The 25,025-nt window shown below is 58.0% G+C and carries 24 protein-coding genes and 2 tRNA genes; 4 read left to right on the top strand and 22 right to left on the bottom strand.

All coding sequences use genetic code 11. The features are described 5' to 3' along the window. Nucleotides 1-25: 25 nt before the first annotated feature. The 10 genes from nusA to rlmE form a co-directional block, all read right to left on the bottom strand. Complete coding sequence (gene nusA, locus ACSSNI_RS21235; RefSeq protein WP_200638489.1) at nucleotides 26-1,507, bottom strand: transcription termination factor NusA; 1,482 nt, start codon at nucleotides 1,505-1,507, stop codon at nucleotides 26-28. A gap of 48 nt (nucleotides 1,508-1,555) precedes the next feature. Then, nucleotides 1,556-2,014 (bottom strand): ribosome maturation factor RimP, encoded by a 459-nt coding sequence (gene rimP / locus ACSSNI_RS21230; protein WP_102835978.1) that lies wholly within the window; start codon nucleotides 2,012-2,014, stop codon nucleotides 1,556-1,558. Between the two features lie 128 nt (nucleotides 2,015-2,142). Next, a tRNA-Met gene (locus ACSSNI_RS21225) sits at nucleotides 2,143-2,219 on the bottom strand. 90 nt (nucleotides 2,220-2,309) lie between these two features. Continuing rightward, nucleotides 2,310-2,395: transfer RNA gene (locus ACSSNI_RS21220), tRNA-Leu, on the bottom strand. A 7-nt stretch (nucleotides 2,396-2,402) separates the two neighbouring features. Continuing rightward, nucleotides 2,403-2,786, bottom strand: coding sequence for a preprotein translocase subunit SecG (gene secG, locus ACSSNI_RS21215; RefSeq protein ID WP_200638488.1), 384 nt, complete (start codon nucleotides 2,784-2,786; stop codon nucleotides 2,403-2,405). Nucleotides 2,787-2,790: 4 nt separating this feature from the next. After that, nucleotides 2,791-3,546: a triose-phosphate isomerase gene (gene tpiA, locus ACSSNI_RS21210; protein ID WP_102835594.1), complete on the bottom strand. Its 756-nt coding sequence runs from the start codon at nucleotides 3,544-3,546 to the stop codon at nucleotides 2,791-2,793. A gap of 66 nt (nucleotides 3,547-3,612) precedes the next feature. Then, entirely contained in the window at nucleotides 3,613-4,950 is a 1,338-nt protein-coding gene (gene glmM / locus ACSSNI_RS21205) for a phosphoglucosamine mutase (protein WP_200638487.1), read from the bottom strand. 9 nt (nucleotides 4,951-4,959) lie between these two features. After that, on the bottom strand, nucleotides 4,960-5,811 hold the full coding sequence (gene folP, locus ACSSNI_RS21200; RefSeq protein ID WP_200638485.1) for a dihydropteroate synthase: 852 nt from the start codon (nucleotides 5,809-5,811) through the stop codon (nucleotides 4,960-4,962). Between the two features lie 16 nt (nucleotides 5,812-5,827). Beyond that, nucleotides 5,828-7,738 (bottom strand): ATP-dependent zinc metalloprotease FtsH, encoded by a 1,911-nt coding sequence (gene ftsH, locus ACSSNI_RS21195; protein ID WP_148926758.1) that lies wholly within the window; start codon nucleotides 7,736-7,738, stop codon nucleotides 5,828-5,830. Nucleotides 7,739-7,927: 189 nt separating this feature from the next. After that, a complete protein-coding gene (gene rlmE, locus ACSSNI_RS21190; RefSeq protein WP_102835590.1) occupies nucleotides 7,928-8,578 on the bottom strand; it encodes a 23S rRNA (uridine(2552)-2'-O)-methyltransferase RlmE in 651 nt (216 codons plus the stop codon). A gap of 81 nt (nucleotides 8,579-8,659) precedes the next feature. Between rlmE and ACSSNI_RS21185 the strand changes: the two genes are divergently transcribed. After that, nucleotides 8,660-8,971: a YhbY family RNA-binding protein gene (locus ACSSNI_RS21185; protein WP_148926759.1), complete on the top strand. Its 312-nt coding sequence runs from the start codon at nucleotides 8,660-8,662 to the stop codon at nucleotides 8,969-8,971. Nucleotides 8,972-8,996: 25 nt separating this feature from the next. Here ACSSNI_RS21185 and ACSSNI_RS21180 read toward each other — a convergent pair whose 3' ends face one another. From ACSSNI_RS21180 to grpE, 8 genes are all read right to left on the bottom strand, one after another. Continuing rightward, entirely contained in the window at nucleotides 8,997-9,395 is a 399-nt protein-coding gene (locus ACSSNI_RS21180) for a DUF4149 domain-containing protein (RefSeq protein WP_200638483.1), read from the bottom strand. A gap of 10 nt (nucleotides 9,396-9,405) precedes the next feature. Further along, nucleotides 9,406-9,882 carry a transcription elongation factor GreA gene (greA, locus tag ACSSNI_RS21175; protein WP_046162835.1) on the bottom strand — a complete coding sequence of 159 codons (477 nt, stop codon included), beginning with the start codon at nucleotides 9,880-9,882 and terminating at the stop codon, nucleotides 9,406-9,408. Beyond that, a complete protein-coding gene (carB, locus tag ACSSNI_RS21170) occupies nucleotides 9,879-13,100 on the bottom strand; it encodes a carbamoyl-phosphate synthase large subunit (RefSeq protein WP_200638481.1) in 3,222 nt (1,073 codons plus the stop codon). The genes greA and carB overlap by 4 nt, the downstream gene beginning before the upstream one ends. 30 nt (nucleotides 13,101-13,130) lie before the next feature. Next, nucleotides 13,131-14,267, bottom strand: coding sequence for a glutamine-hydrolyzing carbamoyl-phosphate synthase small subunit (carA, locus tag ACSSNI_RS21165; RefSeq protein ID WP_200638474.1), 1,137 nt, complete (start codon nucleotides 14,265-14,267; stop codon nucleotides 13,131-13,133). Nucleotides 14,268-14,458: 191 nt separating this feature from the next. Then, nucleotides 14,459-15,265: a 4-hydroxy-tetrahydrodipicolinate reductase gene (gene dapB, locus ACSSNI_RS21160; RefSeq protein ID WP_200638471.1), complete on the bottom strand. Its 807-nt coding sequence runs from the start codon at nucleotides 15,263-15,265 to the stop codon at nucleotides 14,459-14,461. A 77-nt stretch (nucleotides 15,266-15,342) separates the two neighbouring features. Continuing rightward, complete coding sequence (dnaJ, locus tag ACSSNI_RS21155; RefSeq protein ID WP_102835584.1) at nucleotides 15,343-16,470, bottom strand: molecular chaperone DnaJ; 1,128 nt, start codon at nucleotides 16,468-16,470, stop codon at nucleotides 15,343-15,345. A gap of 168 nt (nucleotides 16,471-16,638) precedes the next feature. Continuing rightward, nucleotides 16,639-18,552, bottom strand: a complete 1,914-nt coding sequence (gene dnaK, locus ACSSNI_RS21150) for a molecular chaperone DnaK (protein WP_148926762.1) — start codon at nucleotides 18,550-18,552, stop codon at nucleotides 16,639-16,641. Between the two features lie 96 nt (nucleotides 18,553-18,648). Next, complete coding sequence (gene grpE / locus ACSSNI_RS21145; protein WP_200638469.1) at nucleotides 18,649-19,218, bottom strand: nucleotide exchange factor GrpE; 570 nt, start codon at nucleotides 19,216-19,218, stop codon at nucleotides 18,649-18,651. Between the two features lie 237 nt (nucleotides 19,219-19,455). Here grpE and recN point away from each other — a divergent pair, with 237 nt between their 5' ends. After that, nucleotides 19,456-21,132, top strand: a complete 1,677-nt coding sequence (gene recN / locus ACSSNI_RS21140) for a DNA repair protein RecN (RefSeq protein WP_159968933.1) — start codon at nucleotides 19,456-19,458, stop codon at nucleotides 21,130-21,132. Nucleotides 21,133-21,394: 262 nt separating this feature from the next. Here recN and fur read toward each other — a convergent pair whose 3' ends face one another. After that, entirely contained in the window at nucleotides 21,395-21,802 is a 408-nt protein-coding gene (gene fur / locus ACSSNI_RS21135) for a ferric iron uptake transcriptional regulator (RefSeq protein WP_045429745.1), read from the bottom strand. Nucleotides 21,803-21,895: 93 nt separating this feature from the next. Between fur and ACSSNI_RS21130 the strand changes: the two genes are divergently transcribed. Then, on the top strand, nucleotides 21,896-22,402 hold the full coding sequence (locus tag ACSSNI_RS21130) for an outer membrane protein assembly factor BamE (RefSeq protein ID WP_159968934.1): 507 nt from the start codon (nucleotides 21,896-21,898) through the stop codon (nucleotides 22,400-22,402). A gap of 59 nt (nucleotides 22,403-22,461) precedes the next feature. On the opposite strand, the gene ACSSNI_RS21125 is transcribed toward ACSSNI_RS21130, so the two are convergent. Continuing rightward, nucleotides 22,462-22,791, bottom strand: coding sequence for an RnfH family protein (locus ACSSNI_RS21125; RefSeq protein WP_200638467.1), 330 nt, complete (start codon nucleotides 22,789-22,791; stop codon nucleotides 22,462-22,464). Beyond that, nucleotides 22,784-23,218: a type II toxin-antitoxin system RatA family toxin gene (locus ACSSNI_RS21120; protein WP_102835578.1), complete on the bottom strand. Its 435-nt coding sequence runs from the start codon at nucleotides 23,216-23,218 to the stop codon at nucleotides 22,784-22,786. Before ACSSNI_RS21120 ends, ACSSNI_RS21125 begins: the two co-directional genes overlap by 8 nt. Nucleotides 23,219-23,445: 227 nt before the next feature. Between ACSSNI_RS21120 and smpB the strand changes: the two genes are divergently transcribed. Beyond that, nucleotides 23,446-23,928 (top strand): SsrA-binding protein SmpB, encoded by a 483-nt coding sequence (gene smpB / locus ACSSNI_RS21115; RefSeq protein ID WP_019340344.1) that lies wholly within the window; start codon nucleotides 23,446-23,448, stop codon nucleotides 23,926-23,928. 68 nt (nucleotides 23,929-23,996) lie between these two features. On the opposite strand, the gene ACSSNI_RS21110 is transcribed toward smpB, so the two are convergent. Beyond that, nucleotides 23,997-24,776: a GntR family transcriptional regulator gene (locus ACSSNI_RS21110; protein ID WP_148926767.1), complete on the bottom strand. Its 780-nt coding sequence runs from the start codon at nucleotides 24,774-24,776 to the stop codon at nucleotides 23,997-23,999. Between the last annotated feature and the right edge of the window lie 249 nt (nucleotides 24,777-25,025).

Raw genomic sequence — 25,025 nt, 5'->3', positions numbered from 1 at the left:
TCTCTCTCCTCAGGCCGCTAATTACTTACTCGAACCAATGGGCTCGGGCGGCCATGATCAGCTTGCCGGCACGTTCTTGATCTATGCCGTCTATGTCGAGCAGATCGTCAATCGACTGCTCGGCCAGGTCTTCGCGGGTGACTACACCCCGCACTGCCAACTCGACCGCCAGTTCGTTGTCCATACCATCCAGCGCAAGCAAATCCTCCGCCGGCTGGGCGTCTGCCAGTTTCTCTTCCGTTGCGATCGCTTTAGTTAGCAAGCGATCCTTGGCGCGGGTTCTCAGCTCGTTGACGATATCTTCGTCGAAGCCTTCGATGCCGAGCATTTCCTCCATAGGGACGTAGGCGATCTCTTCGAGAGAGGTGAAACCTTCCTCGACCAGTACTTGTGCCAGCTCCTCATCGACATCGAGCTCTTCGATGAAATTGCGTAAGATGTCACCAGTTTCTTCTTGCTGCTTGCTCTGGATGTCCGCTTCAGTCATCACGTTCAGCGTCCAACCGGTCAACTGACTGGCAAGACGTACGTTCTGCCCGCCCCGACCGATTGCCTGGGCCAAATTGTCTTCGCCGACCGCGATATCCATGGCATGCGCATCTTCATCGACGATGATGGCAGCCACTTCAGCTGGAGCCATCGCGTTGATAACGAATTGTGCGGGGTTCTCGTCCCACAGCACGATATCGACACGCTCTCCGCCGATCTCGCCGGAAACGGCCTGAACACGCGAACCGCGCATACCAATGCACGCGCCTTGCGGATCGATACGCTTATCTTTCGAGCGCACGGCTATCTTGGCGCGAGATCCTGGATCCCGCGAAGCAGCCATCACTTCAATCAGCCCTTCGGCGATTTCCGGAACTTCAATGCGGAAAAGCTCAATCAGCATTTGCGGCGCTGTGCGAGAAAGGATCAACTGAGGACCGCGATTCTCGGTACGGATTTCCTTAAGCAGCGCACGAACTCGCGCACCGACCCGAAAGGTTTCCCGAGAAATAATGTCTTCTCGGGCCAGCAACGCTTCCGCGTTATTGCCCAGATCGACAATGACGCTGTCTCGCGTAACCTTTTTCACCGTGCCGGAGATGATCTCGCCCAAGCGATCACGATAGGCCTCAACCACTTGGGCGCGCTCGGCCTCCCGGACCTTCTGCACGATGACCTGCTTGGCTGTCTGAGCGGCGATCCGACCGAACTCGATTGACTCAACCTTTTCTTCCAGGACATCTCCAACTTTGGCCCCAGCATCGACAGCCTGTTTCATGTCGACGGTCAACTGGTGTGCCGGATCGTCGAAATCTTCTTCCTCGACCACCGTCCAGCGGCGGAAGGTCTCGTAGCTACCGTTCTGCCGATTGATCTCGACCCGCAGGTCAACCTCGTCCTCAAAGCGCTTCTTGGTAGCAGTGGCCAAAGCCAGCTCCAATGCCTCGAAGATTACACTGGCCGGTACGCCTTTCTCGTTGGATACCGACTCCACAACCAGCAGTACTTCTTTGCTCATCGTACGCCTCGCCTATCGCAATCCATTGGGGTCCGCGGGATCCGCGACTCACTCAAAACGGGGAATTATGTTGGTCTTGTCGATCATGTCGATCGGCAACAGGTATTCATGGTCGTCGACCAGCACCACTACATCCTGCTCCTCGACCCCGCGCAGAAGACCTTGGAAATTGCGCCGACCCTCAAAGGGCGAACGCAGCTTTATTTTGACCTGTTCACCCACATGGGCCGTGAACTGCTCGAGCGTGAATAGAGGCCGATCCATACCAGGCGAGGACACTTCAAGGGTGTAGTCAGAGCTGATTGGATCTTCAACGTCGAGCACACCACTCAATTGGCGGCTGACCTTTTCGCAATCATCGACAAGAATTCCGTTGGAATGGTCGATATAGACCCGCAACAAAGAATGTCGACCCTGCGAAATGAATTCGATACCCCAGCATTGATAGCCGAGCGCCTCGACCACTGGGGCCAACAAGGCCTGCAACTGTTCTAGCTTGCTCGACATCGAAGTCCCTCGCGCATGCTGTACAAATGAAAAATGGGCGAAACGCCCATCCATGACGATCGCCTGTAGATGCCGGCGACCTGGCTTGAAGCTAATAAAAAGCCCCTCGACAGGGGCTTTTTATCAACTGGTTGCGGGGGCTGGATTTGAACCAACGACCTTCGGGTTATGAGCCCGACGAGCTACCAGACTGCTCCACCCCGCGTCAAACTGGGCACGAATTATACGACCACACTGACAACAGGTCAACCGAAAGACTAAAACAAGAAAGCCCGCATCTGCGGGCCTGCTTGTTTGGTACCGAGGAGGGGACTCGAACCCCTACAGCCTATGGCCACTACCACCTCAAGGTAGCGTGTCTACCAATTCCACCACCTCGGCAAAAACCTTATTCCTGCTCCTGCAGCTGAGGCACATCATCTGCAACAGGTGCGGATGGAGTGCTTTCCAACACAGGCACATCTTCCACTACTGGCTTACTGACCGGCACTTCAAGAACCGCCGGATCCGGCAGACCTGCCCCTGAGAGCTGGTCAGCCTGACGAGTTGCGAAAAATGCCAACCCAAGACTCGTGGCGAAAAAAACGGCCGCAAGTATAGCAGTAAATCGACTAAGAAAGGTAGAGGACCCCTGACTTCCAAATACAGTTGCGGAAGCACCCGAACCAAAGGAAGCGCCAGCATCAGCCCCTTTACCTTGCTGCAGCAACACCAGCGCAACCACACCAATGGCAACCAGCAGATGCACCACAATCACAACAGTCTGCAACATCTGATCAGTTCCCTGCGGCGCGACAAATCGCACCGAAATCATTCGCTTTCAGGGAGGCGCCACCGATAAGCCCCCCATCGATATCCTGCATCTCGAAAAGCTCAGCAGCATTTTCCGCTTTTACACTGCCTCCGTAGAGGATTCGCACGCCATCAGCGATACGTCGATCTTCGCGAGCCAGCTGCTCCCGAATCGCAGCATGCACCTCTTGAGCCTGCTGCGGCGTCGCAGTCAGCCCGGTGCCTATCGCCCAGACTGGCTCATAAGCCACCACCGCCTTTTCGAACGCACCAACTCCAGCGTTAGCCAAGACACTAGCAAGCTGCCGACCAACCACTTCCAGAGTCTGCCCGGCTTGACGCTGCTCCAGCGTCTCCCCCAGGCATAGCACCGGCGTCATCCCGCACGCCAATGCAGCTGCAAATTTTTTGCCTACCACTTCGTCGCTTTCGCCCAAAATCAGACGCCGCTCGGAATGACCAACCAACACCCAACTGGAACCCGCATCAACCAGCTGAGAAGCCGACTCCTCACCTGTCAGCGCACCGAACCCGGCATCCGCCGCGCAGTCCTGAGCCCCTACAGCAATCGCCTTGCCCTGTAGACCACTCACGACCTGTGTCAGATGCAGACTCGATGGAAATACAGCAACTTCTATAACCGCCGGAAGATCCTGCTGGCGAAGCGCCTCGATCAGCTCTGCGACGCTGGCGCGGGTACCGTTCATCTTCCAGTTACCAGCTACCAATGGGCGACGCATGCTTTACCTCGTCGGTCAAAGTGGGCGCAGATGGTACTCAACGAAAAGGCACCTGGCAAGCGTAAATCACACACAAACTTCCTTAACCGCGCTTGCCAGCTCCTCGGCGTAACTGCGGACCTGATTTTCGTCGTCCCCTTCAACCATAACCCGCACCAACGGCTCGGTGCCGGATTTTCGTAACAGCACCCGACCACGACCAGCCATACGCTCCGTAACGCTGTCACAGACAGCCTGCACCTGGGGATGGGCAATCGGATCCCGATTGCCACTGAACCGCACGTTGATCAATACCTGAGGGCATTTGCTCCAGACCATGCGCTCCTGCGCAAGGCTACGACCGCGACGCTTCAGAGCAAGCACAACCTGGAGCGCAGCAATGATGGCGTCTCCAGTGGTGACATGCTGCGCGCAGACAATGTGACCTGAGTTTTCCCCACCAAGCACCCAGTCACGCTCGAGCATTTCAGCCATCACGTAGCGATCACCGACCTTAGCCCGCACAAAAGGAATGTTGCGCGCCTTAAGTGCCAACTCTAGACCGAGGTTGCTCATCAACGTCCCGACAACCCCACCGATCAGACGGTCTCGGTCCTGCAAATCTGAGGCAATAATGTAGAGCAACTCATCGCCATCAACCTGAGTGCCGGTATGATCGACCATCATCACCCGATCACCGTCACCATCAAAGGCTATACCAAGATCAGCGCCCTGCTCAATCACGGCCTTCTGCAGCTGCGCGACATGAGTGGAGCCTACGCCGGCGTTGATGTTCAGCCCATCCGGCTGAGCAGCGATAACCGTCACCTCCGCCCCGAGCTCTCGGAAGACGCTGGGTGCAACCTTGTAGGTCGCACCGTGAGCGCAATCAAGCACAATCTTCATACCGCTGAAATCTGTGCTGGTCGGCACACTGCTCTTGCAGAACTCGATATAGCGCCCTGCCGCATCATTTATCCGTGAAGCCTTGCCTAGTTGCACCGACTCCACGACCGTCATCGGTGTGTCGAGCAGCTCCTCGATCATCAACTCAACCTCATCGGGCAGTTTCGTCCCGCGGCCAGAGAAGAACTTGATGCCATTATCGTGATGAGGGTTATGTGAGGCGCTGATCACGATACCAGCGTCCGCATGGAAGGTACGCGTCAGGTAGGCGACCGCGGGGGTCGGCATAGGCCCCAGCAGCAAGACATCGGCGCCTGCGGCAGAAAGCCCGGCCTGCAGTGCCGACTCGAACATATACCCTGAGATCCGAGTGTCTTTGCCGATCAAAATGCGACATTTCCCATGCTTGCGAAATGCCATACCTGCGGCCCAACCAAGCCTCAGCATGAATTCCGGCGTGATCGGAAATTGCCCCACATGGCCACGAATACCATCGGTGCCGAAATACTTTCTACCCATACATATTCCCTATTCTGCCGCCTGCACTGCAGCAATCATTCGAACTACATCAACCGTTTCGGCCACGTCATGCACCCGAAGGATGTTAGCGCCTTTGGCAACAGCCAGCGCGGCTAGCGCCAGGCTGCCATAGAGACGATGCGACACATCCCGCTGCAACGTTTGGCCGACCATACTCTTGCGGGACACACCGACAAGCAACGGACGCCCCAGCGTATGGAGCTGCTCCAGCCTGTTGAACAGGCTCAAGTTATGCGCGAGATTTTTTGCAAAGCCGAATCCCGGATCGAGCACGACCCGGCCGGCTGGCATGCCTGCAGCTGCACACGCCTCCATGCGCTCACGCAAAAAACTGACGACCTCGCTGGCGACATCGTCGTAGTGCGGATCGTTCTGCATATCGCCGGGCTCACCTCGCATATGCATCAAGCACACCGGAAGCCCACTGCTTGCTACAGCCTCCAGCGCCCCATCGCGAGATAGAGAGCGGACATCATTAATCAAGCCTGCACCGAGCCGGGCAGTCTCGCGAATTACAGCAGGCGTCGAGGTGTCGACCGAGATAATCACGTCAAGCTCTCGAGCAATCGCCTCTACTACAGGCGCAACACGCTCAAGCTCTTCGATGGACGAAACAGCGCGCGCCCCCGGGCGAGTCGATTCCCCGCCCACGTCAATTAACGTCGCTCCCGCCGCCATCATGGCGTCGGCGTGCCGTAATGCAGCAACGACACCCGCATGCCTGCCGCCATCGGAGAAAGAGTCGGGAGTGACATTCAAGATGCCCATGACATGTGGGCGGGACAAATCAAGAACCCGACTGCCACAAGACAGCCGGGTTGAGTACATCTTTTCCCTCATCTAACGCAGCCTTAGCTTAATGCTCGCCAGCGGGACCACCAATCGGCGCCTGTGGGCGGCCACCTTCTGGCTGAATAGGCGTTCCGGTTGGACCAGAGCCATCCTGCCAGTCACGCGGTTCACGGGGAGTCCGACCTGCCATAATGTCATCAATCTGATCAGCATCGATGGTCTCGTACTTCATCAGTGTCTCGGCCATCACATCGAGCTTGTCACGGTTGTCAGCAAGAATCTGCTTAGCCGTGCCGTAGCACTGATCGATGATGCTACGAACCTCGAGATCGATCATTTTTGCCGTGTCACCGGACACATTAGTGTGCTGACTACCCGCACTGCGGCCAAGGAACACCTCGCCCTCTTCCTCTGCGTACATCAGAGGGCCCAACTTTTCGGACAGCCCCCACTTGGTAACCATATTACGGGCCAACTGGGTAGCACGCATGATGTCATTGGAGGCACCAGTGGTAACCCCCTCAAAGCCGAGCGTCATTTCCTCAGCGATACGGCCTCCAAACAGCGAGCAGATTTGACTGATCAAGGCTCGTTTGGAAAGACTGTAACGGTCTTCTTCGGGTAGAAACATCGTGACACCCAAAGCCCGACCGCGCGGAATGATCGATACCTTATAAACAGGATCGTGCTCCGGAACGACGCGCCCCACGATGGCATGCCCCGCCTCGTGGTATGCCGTATTGAGTCGCTCCTTTTCGGACATGACCATGGACTTGCGCTCGGCGCCCATCATGATCTTGTCTTTGGCCAGTTCGAACTCTTTCATTTCCACCAAGCGCTTGCCGGCGCGTGCCGCAAACAACGACGCTTCGTTGACTAGGTTGGCTAGGTCCGCACCTGAAAATCCAGGCGTGCCCCGCGCAATCAAAGCCGGCTCAACAGTGTCACCAAGCGGAACCTTGCGCATGTGGACTTTAAGAATCTGTTCGCGACCACGAATATCGGGGAGCCCAACGACTACCTGACGGTCGAAACGACCGGGGCGAAGCAGCGCAGGATCGAGCACATCCGGCCGGTTCGTGGCAGCAATGACGATGATGCCGTCATTCATTTCGAAACCATCCATCTCGACCAGCAACTGGTTCAACGTCTGCTCTCGCTCGTCGTGACCACCGCCGAGACCCGCGCCGCGATGGCGACCGACAGCGTCGATCTCATCAATGAAAATGATGCACGGCGCATGCTTCTTGGCTTGCTCGAACATGTCGCGCACGCGGCTAGCACCCACCCCGACGAACATCTCAACGAAATCGGAACCGGAGATGGTAAAGAACGGAACCTTGGCCTCGCCAGCGACCGCCTTAGCCAAAAGCGTTTTACCGGTACCCGGTGATCCAACCATCAGCACGCCACGCGGAATGCGGCCTCCGAGACGTTGAAACTTACCGGGGTCACGCAGGAACTCGACCAGTTCGGTGACTTCTTCTTTCGCCTCATCACAACCGGCGACATCAGCAAATGTGGTTTTGACCTGATCTTCGGACAGCAGGCGAGCCTTGCTCTTGCCAAAGCTCATCGGGCCGCCTTTGCCACCCGCGCCGCCTTGCATCTGCCGCATGAAGAACATGAAAACCGCAATGATCACCAAAATTGGGAAGCTAGCCACCAACAGCTGCGTCCAGATGCTCTGCTGCTCAGGCTGCCGGCCTTCGATCACCACATTGTTGTTGATCAGGTCACCGATCAGGCCGTTGTCCTGAATCGCGGGGCGAATCGTCTTGAACGTCTCGCCGTCACTGCGCTTGCCGGTAATGACGAAACCGTCGACGGTCACGCGCTCGACCTGACCTTCTTTCACCTGCTCGATGAAATCCGAATAGTTGAGCGTTTGCGGCTCTGTCGGGCTGGAAAAGTTGTTCATCACCGTCACCAGGACAGCGGCAATGATCAACCACAAAATCAGGTTCTTTGCCATGTCGTTCAATTCACTACCCTCTAGAGCAGGCGGGTTTTCGGGAGCCTGCATGACGGCCGATGGTTCGCTCTCGGCCTAACTTACTACACAACGTTGCTGAACGCGCAGCTCGGTCTGTAACCCGATATGAAACATGCTAGCCGGTAAATCATAGGCTCGGGTTCGACGGGATGGTTCAGCTCCATTCGGTTAAGACCGCAGCGCTTCCAGCGCGTTGCCATCGCCCCGGTATCCGCGCGCCAGCAGATACTGTTCACGTGAGCGGTCCCTTGATGACAAGGGTTTACGCATCTGCACCTTATCGAAATTCTGCCGCACATCCTTCAGGTAGGCATCGAAACCATCCCCCTGGAAAATCTTGATCAGAAAGTCCCCACCGGGGCGCAGAACTCGCATGGCCAGATCAAGCGCAAGCTCGCAGAGAAACATCGCTCGCGCCTGGTCAGCAACCTTCACCCCACTCATATTGGGGGCCATATCGGAAATCACAAGGTCAACTTGCGTTTCACCGATGGCCTGAAGGATCTCAGCGAATACTTCGTCCTCAGTAAAATCACCGAGAACAAAGGTAACGTCCGCAATGCTGTCCATGGGCAGAATATCGGATGCAATCAGCCTCCCGCGATCACCGATCACCCTGCTGGTGACCTGCGACCAGCCGCCCGGTGCAGCCCCGAGATCGACCACTGTCATGCCTGGCCGGAGAATACGATCCTTTTCTTGAATCTCGAGAAGCTTGTAGCTCGCTCGCGACCGATAGCCATCCCGCTGCGCCATCTTTACATAGGGATCATCAAAATGTTCTTTCAGCCAACGCGGGCTGGTCTTGGAGCGTGCCAAGCTGTTACCTCATCTGTGCGGCTCAGAGCGTGTCAGTTACACTAGCCGGGTTTTCCAGGGTTCTGACGCAAGGGTCGAATTATGCCGCTCACTAACGAGCAGAAGAAACAGTACAAATCCATCGGCCATCATCTGAAGCCTGTATTGATCGTATCGGAGAACGGCTTGACCGAAGGCGTACAAGCCGAGCTGGAGCGAGCCCTGAACGATCACGAATTGATCAAGGTGCAGCTGCGGATCACCGAGCGTGACGATCGGCGCGCGCTAACTGATGAATTATGCAAAATTGGCGGCTGCGAACTGGTTCAGTCTATCGGCAAGATGGCACTGATCTATCGCAAGAACCCCAAAGTGAACAAGCAGCTCTCTAACGTGCATCGCTTCCAGAGCTGATCCACTTTTCAGCCGCCGTCTTCTGCTATCGCTCCCGACCGGGAGCGACTTGCAGCACCAGGATTAACCCGCACAAACCCATCGCCAAGTAACTGAATACCAACCAGTACGATGATTCGATAATGCCCGCCCGCGCCGAAAAATGACTTCCGGCCAGGAGCAGCACTGCCAGTAACAGCTGACCTCGCAGATCGCGCCAAAGACTACGAAGCCCGCAGAGCTGGATCAGCACCGCCGCCTGAAGCAACACACAGAACGCAGCGAAGCCCACCAGCAAAGGCCGCAGACTGCCGGCGACCTCTTCGATCAGCAACGGCGCCAAGCCGATCTTGGCCAACGCCGGCAGCATTACAAACTGCAGCAGCCATAACCCGCCGACCCAGAATGTCTGGGCCAGCTGCCAACTAATCACGCCTGCGCGCATCGGTCGAATCTCAGAGATGGCGAACCTCGACGATCTCGAACTCGACCAGCCCTCCCGGCGTTTTCACCACAGCGACGTCACCTTCGACCTTGCCGATCAGGGCGCGCGCAATTGGGGAGCCCACGGAGATCTTGCCGAGCTTGATCTCCGCTTCGTCCTCACCAACGATCTGATAAGTGACGCGCTCATCAGTCTCGACATTGGCAATCTCAACGGTGGTCCCAAAGATCACTTTGCCAGTGTGCGGAATGCTGCTGACATCGATGACTTGAGCATTCTGAAGACGCCCTTCGATATCACGAATCCGCGCCTCGACCATGCCCTGCTGTTCGCGAGCGGCGTGATACTCGGCGTTTTCCTTGAGATCCCCCAGCTCACGCGCCACGCCGATGTCATGACTGAGCTTGGGGCGAAGGACTTTGGTGAGATGGTGCAGCTCTTCTTCCAAGGCGCGCGCGCCCTGGACAGTCATTGGGTATTTAGTCATGCCTTGATTCCTGCATGGAGATCCTGCAAGCGACGTACGGTCTTCTCGGGACCGAACTTCAGCGCCTCACAGATCGCCTGCCCACCAGCCAGGGTGGTGGTGCAGCAGATCTTGTGCTGCAGAGCGTTACGACGGATTGAGAAAGAGTCGGCGATGGACTGACGCCCCTCGGTAGTATTGATGATCAGCGTGACCTCGTCATTCTTGATCATGTCGACAACGTGCGGGCGACCCTCGGTTACCTTGTTCACCCGACGCACCGGCAGCCCAGCAGCCTCGATGATCTTTGCCGTGCCAGCCGTACCGACCACTTCGAAACCAAGCTCGATCAGATCACGCGCCACCTGGGCTACGTGTGGCTTGTCGTCATCGCGCACACTGATGAACGCACAGCCACTGTTCGGCAGAATCTCGCTAGCGCCGAGCTGAGCCTTGGCAAAGGCTTCGGCGAAGCTGTCGCCGACCCCCATCACCTCACCGGTCGATTTCATTTCCGGGCCGAGGATCGGGTCGACACCCGGGAACTTGGCGAAGGGGAAAACCGCTTCTTTAACACTGTAGAAATCTGGAATTATTTCTTCGGTCAGCCCGACCTCAGCCAGCGTTTTACCCGCCATGACACGTGCCGCAATCATCGCTAGCGAGACGCCGATGCACTTCGATACGAAAGGCACTGTACGCGACGCACGCGGATTGACCTCAATGACGAAGATGTCCTCGCCCTGCACGGCCATCTGTACGTTCATCAGACCGACCACACCCAACTCCAGCGCCATCTTCTTGACCTGGTCTCGGATTTCGTTCTGGATGTGCGCCGGCAATGAATAAGGCGGCAGTGAGCAGGCCGAGTCACCGGAATGCACGCCGGCCTGTTCGATGTGCTGCATGATGGCGCCGATTACCACGTGCTCGCCGTCACACACCGCGTCGATATCGACCTCGATGGCGCAGTTGAGGAAGTGATCGAGCAGCACTGGGCTGTCATTCGACACTTTCACCGCTTCGCGCATGTAGCGCTTGAGCTCTTCTTCCTGGTAAACAATTTCCATCGCCCGACCGCCCAGTACATAAGACGGACGCACCACCAGCGGATAACCGATCACTTTCGAGGCGGCAAGTGCCTCTTCTTCGCTGCGGGCGGTCGCGTTTGGCGGCTGGCGCAGGTTCAGGCGCTCGACCATCTGCTGGAAGCGCTCACGGTCTTCAGCGCGGTCAATAGAATCAGGGCTGGTTCCGATGATAGGCACACCCGCCTCTTCCAGCGCACGAGCCAGCTTCAGCGGAGTCTGGCCGCCGTACTGCACGATAACGCCCTTGGGCTGCTCGACACGGACGATTTCCAGCACGTCTTCCAAGGTTACCGGCTCGAAGTACAGACGATCCGATGTGTCGTAGTCAGTGGAGACAGTCTCAGGGTTGCAGTTGACCATGATGGTTTCATAACCATCGTCGCGCATTGCCAGTGCCGCATGAACGCAGCAGTAATCGAATTCGATGCCTTGGCCGATACGGTTCGGGCCGCCGCCGAGAATCATGATCTTCTCGCGGCTGGACGGATTCGCCTCGCACTCTTCCTCGTAAGTCGAGTACATGTAGGCAGTGTCAGTGGCGAACTCGGCGGCGCAGGTGTCGACGCGCTTATAGACCGGCAGCACTTTAAGCTTGTGCCGGTGAGCTCGCAGGTTCTTTTCGGTTACGCCAAGCAACTTGGCCAGGCGCGCGTCGGAGAAGCCTTTGCGCTTGAGCTTGTACATGACATCGCGATCGATGCTGGACAGGCCCATAGTCTTGATTTGCTCCTCCTCCTTGATCAGATCCTCGATCTGCACCAAGAACCACTCATCGATGCGCGTGAGGTCGAACACTTCGGCGACCGTCTTGCCAGCGCGGAAAGCATCGGCCACGTACCAAATACGATCAGCGCCCGGCACGGTCAGCTCACGCTTGAGGGTGCTTTCGCTCTCGGGGTCAGTCAGATCGAGCTTCGGATCAAAGCCGGACACACCGACTTCCAGGCCGCGCAGCGCTTTCTGTACAGATTCCTGGAAAGTGCGCCCGATGGCCATGACCTCACCGACCGACTTCATCTGGGTGGTCAAGCGAGCATCAGCTTTGGGGAATTTCTCGAAAGCGAAACGCGGGATCTTGGTCACGACGTAATCGATCGCCGGCTCGAAGGACGCAGGGGTGCGGCCACCGGTGATGTCGTTCTGCAACTCGTCGAGCGTGTAGCCCACCGCAAGCTTTGCAGCGATCTTGGCAATGGGGAAGCCAGTGGCTTTGGACGCCAGAGCTGACGAACGCGAAACTCGCGGGTTCATCTCGATCACGACCATACGGCCGGTGTTGGGGCAAATGCCAAACTGCACGTTGGAACCGCCGGTTTCAACGCCGATCTCGCGCAACACCGCCAGCGAGGCGTTACGCAGAATCTGATATTCCTTATCGGTCAGAGTTTGCGCTGGCGCGACGGTAATGGAGTCGCCGGTGTGGACCCCCATCGGATCGAAGTTTTCGATGGCACAGACGATGATGCAGTTGTCCTTCTTATCGCGGACCACCTCCATCTCGTATTCCTTCCAGCCGATCAGCGACTCATCGATCAGCAGCTCGCTGGTCGGCGACAAGTCTAGGCCACGAGCGCAGATCTCCTCGAACTCTTCACGGTTGTAGGCGATACCGCCACCGGTGCCGCCCATAGTGAACGAGGGACGGATGATGCAAGGAAATCCGACCTTATCGAGCACGCCATAGGCTTCGTCCATGTTGTGCGCGATACCGGAGACCGGGCATGCAAGGCCGATATTCTTCATAGCCTTGTCGAAGCGCGAGCGATCTTCAGCTTTGTCGATGGTGTCGGCGTTGGCGCCAATCATCTCGACGCCAAACTTCTCCAGGATGCCGTGCTTTTCCAGGTCCAGCGCACAGTTCAGGGCGGTCTGACCACCCATCGTCGGCAGTAGCGCATCGGGGCGCTCCTTCTCGATGATCTTGGCGACGGTGGCCCACTTGATTGGCTCGATGTAAGTGGCATCAGCCATGGACGGGTCGGTCATGATGGTCGCGGGGTTGGAGTTGACCAGGATGACGCGGAACCCCTCTTCGCGCAGTGCTTTGCACGCCTGCGCTCCGGAGTAATCGAACTCGCACGCCTGGCCGATGACGATCGGGCCAGCGCCGAGGATCAGAATGCTTTTGATGTCTGTACGTTTTGGCATGGTCTCTCTCGAATTCTGTGCTCGGCGAACTTAGCGGCGCTTGGCCATGGCGTCGATGAAGCGATCAAACAACGGCGCGACATCATGCGGGCCTGGGCTAGCCTCAGGGTGGCCCTGGAAGCTGAAGGCAACCTTGTCAGTGCGCTCAATACCTTGCAGCGTGCCGTCGAACAGCGACTTGTGCGTGGCGCGCACATTGCTAGGCAGGCTGGCTTCGTCTACGGCAAAACCATGGTTCTGACTGGTGATCATCACCACTCCCGTCTTCAGATCCTGAACCGGGTGGTTCGCACCGTGGTGGCCGTTGGGCATCTTCATGGTCTTGGCACCAGAGGCCAACGCCAACAATTGATGGCCGAGGCAGATACCGAACACCGGAATGTCGGTTTCGAGCACTTCCTGGATTGCCTTGATCGCGTAGTCGCAAGGCTCGGGATCACCGGGGCCGTTGGCCAGGAAGATACCGTCCGGGTTCAGCGCCAGGGCTTCGCTGGCAGGCGTCTGAGCCGGCAACACAGTGACCCGGCAACCACGCGCGACCAGCATGCGCAGAATGTTGTACTTCACGCCGTAGTCGAAGGCGGCCACATGGTACGGCAGCTCACTGGCAGGTACCTCAGCATGACCGTCATCACTCAGACACCAAACGCTCGAGCGCCACTCGTAGCGCTCCTTGACGCTGACCTCTTTGGCCAGGTCCATGCCCTTGAGACCGGGGAAGCTGCGAGCCAACTCCAGCGCCTTTTCTTCAGTCGCATCGTCACCTGCCAGGATGCAACCATCCTGAGCGCCTTTCTCGCGAAGGATGCGGGTCAGACGGCGGGTATCGATGCCTGCAATGGCGACGGTGCCATTGGCCTTGAGGTAATCCGGCAGCGGCTGCTTGTCCCGCCAGTTGCTCGAGACCAGCGGCAAGTCGCGAATCACCAGCCCGGCAGCCCAAACCTTCCAGGACTCGGCGTCTTCTGGGGTGGTACCGGTATTGCCAACGTGCGGATAGGTCAAGGTGACGATTTGCTTGGCATAGGAAGGATCGGTGAGGATTTCCTGATAGCCGGTCATGGCGGTATTGAACACCACCTCACCGATAGTCTGGCCGTCGGCGCCGATAGATTCGCCGCGAAAAATACTGCCATCGGCAAGGGCGAGAATGGCTGGCTTAGTCAAGAGACCTCCCAAAGATCAAGGCTGAAGCAAGCGCAGATTGTAAAAAAGCGGGATGACGTGTGAAGGTCATCCCGCTTTTTATTTGATTCATTCTGCGCAACTTTTAGTGGACACACTAAAACGGGAAGCTTACAGAAACCGCCCTTTCAGGTCCAGCCGCAATCAGCCAAAACGCCGAGCGAGGAGCTTCCTCAGCGTAGCCCGAGCACATCCTGCATGTCATACAGCCCCGCTGGCTGCTGCTCCAACCACATCGCAGCGCGCACCGCGCCTTTGGCGAAAGTCATCCGACTGGACGCCTTATGGGTGATCTCGACCCGCTCGCCCTCGGCTGCGAACAGAACGGTGTGATCTCCCACAACGTCGCCGGCACGCACGGTGGCAAAGCCGATCGTCTCCCGCGCACGGGCGCCCGTCTGCCCTTCGCGGCCATAAACCGCAACCTCCTGCAGATCGCGACCAAGCGCCTGCGCGACGACCTCACCCATGCGCAACGCAGTGCCCGACGGCGCGTCCACCTTGTGGCGGTGATGCGCCTCGATGATCTCGATATCGACCTCGTCACCCAGCACCCGCGCAGCCGTATCAAGCAACTTCAGACACAAATTGACGCCGACACTGAAGTTCGCCGCAAATACGATGGGGATATCCTGCGCGGCCGCTGCCAACTTCTCTTTCTCTGCAACCGAGAAACCGGTCGTACCGATCACCATCGCCTTACCGGCGCGCCGGCACACTTCGAGATTTTTCAGCGTGACCGAAGGATGAGTGAAATCGATCAGCACATCGAACTCGTCGACGACCTTCGCTACCTCACCAATCAGCGGCACACCGAGCCGCCCGATTGCCGCCAGTTCACCCGCATCGGCACCGACCAGAGTGCTATCAGGCCGATCAATGGCGGCGGTCAAACCCGCAGCACCGGCAGTTTGCTGAACGGCTTCGACCAGTGTCTTGCCCATACGCCCGGCGGCGCCCGTTACTGCAATACGTCGCATAAAAACAGCTCCAAGCTGCAAGCCTCAAGCTGCAAGAGCGCCTTCAGGAAGGCTGCCGCCTGCAGCTCGCCGCTGGATTAAAGATCGCCAAAAAATCGCTTCACGCCTTCAAACCAGCCACTGGCCTTTGGCGAATGCGAACTGTCGCTCTGTAAGGTCTTGCGGAACTCGTCGAGTAGCTCGCGCTGGCGCTTGCCCAGGTTGACCGGTGTCTCCACCGCGACCCGGCACAACAGATCGCCAGCCGCACCGCCACGCACAGGAGCAACCCCCTTGCCGCGCAAACGGAACTGCTTGCCAGTCTGAGTACCTTCCGGGATCTTCAACTTCACCCGCCCGTCGAGGGTTGGCACTTCCAACTCGCCGCCCAGCGCCGCATCGGCAAAACTGATCGGCACCTCGCAAAACAGGTGCTTGCCGTCACGCTGGAAGATCGGGTGCTCACGTACGTTGACCACTACGTAAAGGTCACCAGCCGGACCGCCCTGAGCGCCCGCCTCGCCTTCACCCGTCAAACGAATCCGGTCACCTGTATCGACACCCGGCGGCACCTTGACCGAAAGTGTCTTCTGCTCCTCGACCCGACCTTGCCCATGGCAGCTACCGCAAGGATCGGAAATCATCTTGCCGCTGCCATGACAGCGCGGGCAGGTCTGCTGAACCGAGAAGAAGCCCTGCTGCATGCGCACCTGACCGATGCCACCACAGGTGGTACAGGTCACTGGACTGGTGCCCTTCTTGGCGCCAGAACCGTCGCAGGTCTTGCATTCAGCCAAGGTGGGCACCCGGATGGTGACCGTGGTGCCCCGCACAGCCTCTTCCAGATCCAGCTCAAGGGTGTAGCGCAGATCGCTGCCGCGCTGAGCGCCGCCACGCGAGCTGCCGCGACCGCCAGCAAAGAAATCGCTGAACACATCGCCAAAGATGTCGGAGAAATTGGCGTTGCCGTAAGCCGCACCCGCGCCAGCTCCCATCTGGGGATCGACGCCGGCATGACCGTACTGGTCGTAGGCCTGACGCTTGCTCGCATCGGAAAGCACTTCGTAAGCCTCGTTGGCTTCCTTGAATGCGTCTTCAGCGGCTTTGTCTCCGGGATTACGGTCCGGATGATGCTTCATTGCGAGGCGACGATAAGCCTTTTTCAGCTCCGCCTCGCTGGCGCCGCGCTCGACACCCAGCACTTCGTAATAGTCACGTTTGGCCATAAGTTTCCTGAACCTTCAAATTCGTACCCTCCAGACACGCCGACGCGGGAGCAAGCCCCCGCGCGGCGATCAGCCCCGTCGCGGCATCACCGCATCGGGCTGGAGCAAAAGGCAGCAGCCTGAACGGACTCTGCCCTCACCCCTCTCATGGAGGTCATAAGCCGCGGCTTACTTGTTGTCCTTGACCTCTTCGAACTCAGCGTCAACCACGTCGTCACCTGACTGAGCATTGTCGCCAGCCTGCTCGCCTTCGCCGCCCTGAGGCTGCTCGGCATACATCTTCTGCGCCAGCGGAGTGGAAGCCTGCGAGACTGCTGCGATCTTGGCTTCGATCTCGGCCTTGTCGTCGCCCTTGATGGCCACTTCCAGCTCGCCGATGGCTTTTTCGATGTTGGCCTTGTCTTCTTCGGTGGCCTTGTCGCCAGCCTCGGTCAACATCTTGCGAGTTGCATGCACCAGCTGATCGCCCTGGTTGCGGACAGTCACCAGCTCTTCAAACTTGCGGTCTTCCTCGGCGTTGGCTTCGGCGTCACGCACCATCTGCTCGATTTCCTCCTCGGAAAGACCCGAGTTGGCCTTGATCACGATGGACTGGTGCTTGCCGGTGGCCTTGTCTTTCGCCGACACGTGCAGGATGCCGTTGGCATCGATGTCGAAGGTCACTTCGATCTGCGGCACACCACGCGGAGCGGGCGGAATATCAGCCAGATCGAAACGACCCAGGGACTTGTTCTGCGAAGCCTGTTTGCGCTCACCCTGCAGTACATGGATGGTCACGGCGCCCTGGTTGTCATCGGCAGTCGAGAACACCTGCGACTTCTTGGTCGGGATGGTGGTGTTCTTCTCGATCAGCGCAGTCATCACGCCACCCATGGTTTCGATACCCAGGGTCAGCGGGGAAACGTCGAGCAACAGCACGTCCTTGACGTCGCCAGCCAGCACTGCACCCTGAATGGCTGCACCCATGGCCACGGCTTCGTCGGGGTTGACGTCCTTGCGGGCTTCCTTGCCGAAGAACTCGGCAACCTTCTGCTGCACCAGCGGCATGCGGGTCTGACCACCGACCAGAATCACGTCGTCGATCTTGGAGACGTCGATCCCGGCGTCTTTCATCGCCATGCGGCACGGCTCGATGGTGCGCTGAACCAGATCCTCGACCAGCGCTTCGAGCTTGGCGCGAGAGATTTTCACGTTCAGGTGCTTCGGCCCGGTCGAATCTGCCGTGATGTAAGGCAGGTTGACGTCGGTCTGCTGACTGGAAGACAGCTCGATCTTGGCCTTTTCAGCAGCTTCCTTCAGACGCTGCATGGCCAGCGGATCACCCTTGAGGTTCATGCCGCTTTCTTTCTTGAACTCGTCGACGAGGTAGTCGATCAAGCGGATGTCGAAGTCTTCACCACCAAGGAAGGTGTCACCGTTGGTGGCCAACACTTCAAACTGATGCTCGCCGTCAACCTCGGCGATTTCGATCACCGACACGTCGAAGGTACCGCCACCCAGGTCATATACGATGACTGTGTGATCGCCCTTGGCCTTGTCCATGCCATAGGCCAGCGCGGCAGCAGTCGGCTCGTTGATAATGCGCTTAACATCCAGACCCGCAATGCGCCCGGCGTCCTTTGTAGCCTGACGCTGGCTGTCATTGAAGTACGCCGGGACGGTGATCACCGCTTCGGTAACCGGCTCGCCGAGATAGTCTTCGGCAGTCTTCTTCATTTTCTTCAGGATCTCGGCAGAGATCTGCGGCGGTGCCATTTTCTGGCCGCTCACCTCTACCCAGGCGTCACTGTTGTCCGCTTTGACGATCTTGTACGGAACCATCTGGATGTCTTTCTGCACGACGTCTTCATCGAAACGACGACCGATCAGTCGCTTCACGGCGTACAGCGTGTTGTGCGGGTTGGTAACAGCCTGACGCTTGGCCGATTGACCAACCAGGATTTCACCGTCATTGGCGTACGCAATGATCGAGGGGGTGGTGCGACCGCCTTCGGCGTTCTCGATCACCTTGGCCTTGCCGTTTTCCAGAATGGAGACGCAGGAGTTGGTCGTTCCCAGGTCGATACCGATAATCTTGCCCATGTGCTTCTCTCCGAACTTTGATTGATCCGCGCCTGTTTACCGGCTGCGGGTAATACAAAAACGCTTGGCTACCAGATGGGGGTCAGCCGCAAAAATTCAAGCCTGCTCATCAATCGAAGGCGGGGTTTCTGCCGGCGCCTTGCTGACAACGACCATCGCCGGACGCAACAGACGTCCGTTGAGCAGATAGCCCTTCTGGAACACCTTGAGCACGCTGCCTGGCTCGGCATGGGTGCTTTCTTCCATGGCCATGGCCTGGTGATGCTCGGGATTGAAGGGCTCGCCCTGTGGGTCAATCTGCACCAACTGATGGCGCGCCAGAGTGTCGAGCAACAACTTGAACGTCAGCTCGACACCTTCGCGCATCGGCTTGACTGCTTCATCATCTGGATTCGACAGCTCGAGCCCGCGCTCCAGACTGTCAGCGACGCCCAGCAGATCGCCGGCGAATTTTTCCAGCGCAAACTTGTGCGCTTTCTCAACATCCTGTTCGGCACGACGACGGATGTTCTGCAACTCAGCTGCCACTCGCAGGGACTGATCCTGCGCCGCGGCCAATTGCTCTTCGAGGGACTGCACCCGTGCAGCCAGATCCTCGGTCACCTCGGCTTGCGCGGTCTCGTTTTCATCAGGGGTCTGGTTGTCCAGGTTCTGCTCGTCGGCCATGCGGTCCTCCTCATCGATACGTCAGCGGGCGTCGACCCGCGCTTGTGCCGCTATATGGGGGCAACAAAATTCTGCTTCAAGGGCGTATCCACATCAAAGAAACACCCAGCCCCTTTCGAACAGCCCATTCGGTGCCTAACCGACCGCATTTGTTTACATACCACTCACGCGGAGCAGCTTGATGAGCCACGCAGAAGCACTGTATAAATACCCAGTCACCTACGCAGGAGTCCTGCCATGCTGGTCCATCTTTCCGTTCACAATTACGCAATCGTCGAGCATCTCGATCTTGAGCTCAAACGCGGCATGAGCGTGATCAGCGGCGAGACCGGCGCAGGCAAGTCGATAATGCTCGATGCGCTAGGTCTCACTCTTGGCGATCGAGCCGACAGCAGCGTGGTGCGCATCGGCGCGGACAAGGCGGATATTCTTGCGAGCTTCGACTTGGACGACATCCCAGATGCACGAGCCTGGCTGGCCGAGCGCGATCTGGAAAATGATGGCCCATGCATCCTTCGGCGAGTGATCACTGCTGAAGGTCGTTCGCGCGGCTATATCAACGGAACGCCCTGCCCGCAAGGTGACCTCAAGGCGCTTGGCGAGCTACTGATCGATATCCACAGCCAGCACGAACACCAGTCACTGCTAAAGCTCGATACGCACCGGCGGTTGCTCGATGAGTACAGCGGCAATCAAGATCTTGCCCGCCAGGTGCAGCTGGCCGCCCAGCGCTGGCGGCAAACCCGGCAGACCCTGGAGCGACTTAGCAGCAGCAGTGATGAACAGCGCGCCCGCCACCAGCTGCTCAGCTACCAACTCGAGGAGCTTGAGACATTGGCTCTCGGCGACGACGAATTGGACCAGCTGGAGCAGGAGCACAAGAACCTCTCCAACGCAGAACACCTGCTCGGCGCCTGTCGCCAGGTGATCGAGCTGTGTAGCGAGAGCGACGCCGGCAACGTACTGTCAGCGCTGACCTCGAGCCTGCAGCGCCTGACTGGCTTTCAGAACCAGCCCGGCGCGCTTGGCGAGGCCGTCAATCTGCTGTCCAGTGCGCAGATACAGGTTGAAGAAGCGATCGGCGAACTCAATCGCTTTCTCGATCACTTCGATTCCGACCCACAAAGGCAGCAGGCACTGGAAGAACGCCTCGACAGCATCTATACCCTGGCGCGCAAACACCGCGTTCAGCCGTCAGAGTTACCGAGCTTGCAGCAACGCCTCTTCGAAGAACTGGAAAGCCTTAACGCCGACGACACTGCGCTGGAGCAACTCGGCGAAGAGCTTGCCGCCTACGAGCGACATTATCGAGAAAAAGCCGAACAGCTGAGCGCTTCGCGCCAGCTGGCGGCAGAATCCTTGGCGCAAGCCGTCGAAACGGAAATTCAACGTCTGGGTATGCCAGGCGGCAAGTTTAGCGCCGTGTTGAAGCCCGCAGCAGAAGGAGACCTGATGCCACACGGACTGGAACAGGTAGAGTTTCTGGTAAGCGCCAACCCAGGCCAGCCACTGCGTCCACTGGCAAAGGTTGCCTCGGGCGGTGAGCTGTCGCGCATCAGTCTTGCGATTCAGGTGATCACAGCGCAGACATCACGCATTCCGACCCTGGTGTTCGACGAAGTGGACGTCGGTATCGGCGGGCCGACCGCAGAAGTGGTCGGCCAATTGCTGCGCCGCCTCGGCGAGCGGGGCCAAGTACTGACCGTGACCCACCTGCCACAAGTTGCGGCACAGGGTCACCATCACCTGTTCGTACACAAGGCGCGCGGCGCCCAAGAAACCCACACCGCTGTCGCCGCACTGGATGGCAGTGAACGGGTCGAGGAAATTGCCCGCATGTTGGGTGGGCTTGACCTCACCGAGCAAGCACTGGCCCACGCCCGCCAGATGATCGGCACAGCTCAAACATCCTAAAAAAGCAAGCAACGACGACCCACGGATCATCTTGCCGCGGCGCCAGCTGGAGAGCACACACCATTCCACGTACCGGACTGCACTGGGCTGGCTTGCAATAAAACGCGCCTCATCCGACTCATGGTCATGGGCACATCCCCAACGCACTGAGGCGGCAGCAGCCGGATGAATCGCACCTTCAAAACAAAACCCCGCCAATCGGCGGGGTTTTGTCATATAGCAAGATTATCCGGGGCTCACATTCGAACCAGATCAACTCCGATCACTCAGGCTTCTTGCGGACGTACAGCACCAAGTTGTGATCCACCAGGTCGTAGCCATGGCGCTTGACGATCTCCTTCTGCAGCTTCTCGATCTCCGGATCAAAAAACTCGATCACATCGCCGCTGTCGACGCACACCATGTGGTCATGATGGCCACCGTCAGCCAGCTCGAACACGGCATGGCCGCCATCGAAATTATGCCGAACCACAAGACCGGCTGCCTCGAACTGGGTCAGCACGCGGTAAACAGTTGCCAGACCGACATCCTCGCCGGCCTCCATCAATGCCTTGTAGACGTCCTCTGCGCTCATATGGCGACGATCAGTGGTATCCAGCATTTGCAGGATCTTGACCCGTGGCAGGGTTACTTTGAGGCCAGCTTTGCGTAGTTCGCTATTTTCAACCATGGTGGGCTTTCTCGCTGCTGCTGTTTCGCAGCCTCCTTCAATACGGGTATGATCCGGGCTTTGCCCAGCCAAGATAGTGGAAGTCACCTACCGATGCAAAACACCAAGCTCATGCTGTCCAGCCTCACGCTAGTGGGCCTGTTCGCACTCGCCGGTTGTTCATTCCCCGGGGTTTACAAGGTCGACATTCAACAGGGCAATGTCGTGACTCAGGACATGATAGACCAGTTGCGCCCCGGAATGACCCGATCACAAGTGCGGTTTATCATGGGCAACCCGCTGATCACCGACACGTTCCACGCTAACCGCTGGGACTATCTGTACAGCATCCAGCCTGGCGGCAGAGAACGTCAGCAGGAGCGCGTCAGCCTTGTATTCAATGCTAACGACCAGCTCGCTGGTCTTGCAGGCGACTTCAAGCCCGGCGTGAGCCGTGACGAAGCCATTCTGGGGACTGATCTACCGGCAAGCACCGATGACCCTGTTAGCACCGAACCAGAGGCCACCGCTCCTGGCTCTCTGCTTGAACAGATCCAGCGCGACGTAGATGCGGCGGAGCCCGTTCCAGTGCCTACTCCAGGCAGCCTGGACACAAACTAAGCGTTAACCGAACACCAGAAAAGCCCGTCACGCCGGGCTTTTCTCGTTAATGCCACTTCCTATGTGACCGCTTCACCTGATTCGCCGGCCTTGTTCTGTGTAGCCTTCGCCGCACGCTGCTTGCGAACTTCTTTCGGGTCGGCGATCAGTGGTCGATAGATCTCAACTCGCTCCCCCTCGACAAGCGTGCGCTCGTCCGGCTTGGGCACAGCCTTGCCGAAGATGCCCAACGGCGACGTTGCCAGATCCAGACCCGGAAAGTAGCCATCCATTCCCGAGCGCAGCGCTGCTTCTCGGACGCTGGTGCCCTGAGGAACGGCCAAGCGTAGCAACTTCTGCTTGTCCGCCAGCGCATAGACGACCTCAACCGCGATCATCTGCTTATCCATAAAGCTGCTTAGCCCTGTCACAGAACGCATCGACCAAGGTATTAGCGGCCTGATTGAACAACGGTCCCAAGGTGGCACGAACCAACGGCCCGGCGTAATCGAAGGTGAGATCAAGGCTGATCTTGCAGGCCTTTTCACCCAACGCCTTGAATTCCCAAATACCATGCAGATGACTGAAAGGCCCTTCTTCCAGCGACATCTCGATTCGCTTACCAGCCTGCAACTCATTGCGCGTAAGGAAGCGCTGGCTCATGCCAGCCTTCGCCACCGTCATGCTTGCGTGCATCTGTGTGTCACTGCTGGACAGCACCTCGGTTGCCGAACACCAGGGCAAAAACTTCGGATAGCTGGCTACATCATTGACCATGTCGAACAGCGCATGAGCCGGATAGGGCAGCAGCGCCGAACGTTGAATATGCGTCGTCATTCAGTCCCTTCTACTTCGTCAGTCGACAATCAGCAGCTGGAGCCGAGGCCGACAGCCGCTCACCGAGAGCAAGCGTAAAGCTCATACCTGCTACACAGCAGGTGTTGAGCATGAGCAAACGTAAAGTTGCCCATTGTCGAGGATAAGCGCACCCCTCTCAAGTTTCGCACCGTCGCACCACGCAGGTTATCGCCAGCCGCAACGGGACTCCCTATAATGCGCACCCTATGGCCAAACAGAAGAAACAGTCCCCCGGGACCATTGCGCTGAACAAGAAAGCGCTACACGACTACTTCATCGAACAGAAATTCGAGGCGGGCCTCGTGCTGGCCGGCTGGGAAGTGAAAAGCCTTCGAGCGGGGAAAGCCCAGCTGGTGGACAGCTACGTCCTGCTCAAGGATGGCGAAGCATGGTTGATGGGCTGCCACATTACGCCTCTGACCACCGCTAGCACCCATGTCATTGCCGACCCGACCCGCACCCGCAAGTTGCTGCTCAACAAGCGTGAACTGGGCAAGTTGTTCGGCGCCGTGCAGCAGAAGGGTTACGCCTGTGTGGCGCTGTCGATCTACTGGAAAAAGCATTTGATCAAATGCGATATCGCGCTAGGCAAGGGCAAGAAGGAGTTCGACAAGCGCCACACCGAGAAAGAGCGCGACTCTGATCGAGAGATTCAGCGCGCCATGCGCACCAAGGGCAAGGAAGACTGACCCTCGGCGTATCGAGCGGAACCCAGCCGCTCGATCTAGCTTTTCAACCCACCACCGCGCCAGCCCTGCTAATTCTTCTCGGGATGCGCCTGACGCCGCTGCGCACGCGCCAACCGTTGAGCTTCCTGCTGCCCTTCCGCCAAAACCTCTTGGACATAGCTGATGTGGTGATGAATGACATCCCTCGCGTCGTTCGCCCGCCGCGCGATGATCGCATCGTATAGCTCCTGATGCTGATTCATCAGCATGTCGCGGGTTTCGCTGCGTAGCGCGTACATACCGCCGATATTGGTCACTACGTTGCGCTTGAGCAGATCGAACAGACCCCGAATGGTATGCAGCAGCACTGCATTGTGACTGGCCTCGGCAATCGCAAGGTGAAAACGCGCGTCAGCGGCGCCCTCCTCGGCACGGGTAACCACCCCTTCGCGCGCATAACAATCCTGCAACGCCGCAAAGGCCTCTTTCAGGCGTTGCCTGTCCACTTCAGTTGCGCGCAAGGCGGCGTAATAAGCGCAACTGCCTTCCAGCGTATGGCGAAACTCGAGCAGGTCACGCTGCGCATCAGCGTTGTTTTCGAGCAGATGCAGCAGCGGATCACTGAAGGTCGACCCGAGGGACTCGGCAACGAAATTGCCACCACCGTGACGACTGACCAGCAAGCCCTTGGCCGCCAGCTTCTGGATCGCTTCGCGCAGCGACGGACGTGATACTCCAAACTGTTCGGCCAGCACCCGCTCGGCAGGCAGCCGCTCCCCAGCCTTGAGCGTCCCCTCAAGGATCATCGTTTCGAGTTGCTCGACGATGTTATCCGCCAGCCTCCGCTGGCGCACCACTCCCACTTCCATGACGCCTCTCGATTGGTTTGACCACTGTGTTGGGAAGCAGCGTAGCCAGCCGCTAGGTCCACCGCAATAACCGCCGCTGCGACCAAAGTCTATAGCTTGCTAATTGACGCAGTGCCGACAGAACTCTTACGCTGGCCGGACCCTACTGTAAATTGGTATTACCACTTTACAGATAGAGTAACCAAACAAGAAGAGGACTAGTTAATGCGGTCTCCGTTTATCTGCTCATCACCGGTCCGCCCGGGCCCC

The sequence above is a fragment of the Stutzerimonas tianxiuensis genome (assembly GCF_053470365.1).
The sequence above is the reverse complement of the archived record's forward strand: the minus strand, read 5'-3'. Positions and strand labels throughout refer to the sequence as shown.